The organism is Bartonella sp. AP57NXGY, assembly GCF_042195805.1.
Lineage (GTDB): Bacteria > Pseudomonadota > Alphaproteobacteria > Rhizobiales > Rhizobiaceae > Bartonella.
The window spans coordinates 1-1,493 of record NZ_JBHIOZ010000272.1; the positions used below are offsets into that span (position 1 = coordinate 1).

General features: G+C 42.6%; 1 protein-coding gene and 1 pseudogene. One reads left to right on the forward strand and one right to left on the reverse strand.

What is annotated here, in order from left to right; genetic code table 11:
- Positions 1 to 809 (reverse strand): annotated as a pseudogene (locus tag ACFIL8_RS10215) (phage portal protein); the annotation flags it as partial.
- 175 nt (positions 810 to 984) lie between these two features.
- On the opposite strand from ACFIL8_RS10215, the gene ACFIL8_RS10220 reads away from it, so the two are divergent.
- On the forward strand, positions 985 to 1,493 hold a 509-nt coding region (locus tag ACFIL8_RS10220; protein ID WP_375689679.1), incomplete at its 3' end, for an integrase arm-type DNA-binding domain-containing protein.

A 1,493-nucleotide genomic window follows, 5' to 3' on the forward strand; every position in this document is an offset into this window, starting at 1 on the left:
ACACTCGTTACTTCTTCACGCGTCAATGGAATATATTGCGCATTCTCTTCACCAGATATCCGTACCAAACGACCATCGGACAAGTAATTCTGTATAAGGTGCAAAATAATCTTACCTTGCCGCTTGCGATACAAACGTAAACCATCAAACAGACAAGCAAGCAGATTTAAACTGGATTGGCGTCGTTGTGCCTCCAAAATACCCGCTTGTGTCACTTCCCTTGTACCAATGAATTCGGGTGATAAACCCGTCACCTGATTAATTGCTTCCTTAGCTTCATTAAACAGCTGGAAAAAGCCCTCTGGAAACTGTGCTACAGGCTTTGGTTGTATCTTGCCTTCTGCAAGAGCGCCATCTTCAGCAACTAGCAACGCATCAGCCCGCGCCCAATCTTGCATAGCCTGCCTGATGTCCTTAAACGCCCCTTCCTCGACAATAAGCCCCCCTTTGGATTGGCTATTAAGGATATACATCACTTGACTAAAATATTTATTCGCCCATCGTTGTGGATCTTTTGTCGGACGGACAACCCCATAAAATTGCCGTTCTATCTTATCAAAATACCCTGTTATACACTCCCAACCCAATTGACCCGCTGGAACCAAAGGTTGATCAGGGGATTCAAGCAATTTTCTCCCTAAAAAAGCACGTTTTACGACCTTTTTATTGAAAGCTGCCCCTTGGATATCGGGCATCATGCACTGTAACTGCTTAAATTCCTCTTCGCTATAATCACGCAATTCACCCGTTTCTAAATCGGGCGCTTTGTAATATCGCTCGCTTTCAAACCAACGGCATTCAACAAGTGTTCAAGGCATTGATTTATAATCATAATCTAGCGTTATTCATATTGAATGAGAACCCTGAATAACGTAAGATTCTCTCATCTTAAATCTGTGTATCTTGAATCAATTCATATCACTTGCTTGCACACCACAAGCGGGGCTGACGTGTGGGTAAAAACTATAGCAGAAAGGAGTAAAAATGGTTCTTATGAATCGTCTTAATGCAAGATCTGTCGCAACATTGGGAACTGGCAAATATAATGATGGTGCCGGCTTGCTTCTTCATAAGCGTAAAGATGGAGGTGCTCAATGGCTGTATCGTTATACCATTCATGGGCGGCGTCGCGAAATGGGCTTGGGTGCTTTAAGAGATGTCTCTTTAAAACAAGCCCGTGAATTGGCAACTGGGTGGCGGGCTGTTTTACGTGAAGGGCGTGACCCTATTAAAGAACGTGAAAAACAAAAGCGTGAGGCAATAAGCAATCTCCATTACTTAAAAGATATTGCACTAGATACTTTTGAAACTCGTAAAGCTGAATTAAAAGGTGATGGTAAAAATGGTAAATGGTTTACACCTTTACGCCTTCATATTCTCCCTAAATTAGGCTGTTTACCCGTTTCAGAGATTACGCAAACAGAGATACGCAATACCCTTTCTCCCATTTGGCATACAAAGGCTGTAATTGCTCGAACAGCATTGATACGTCT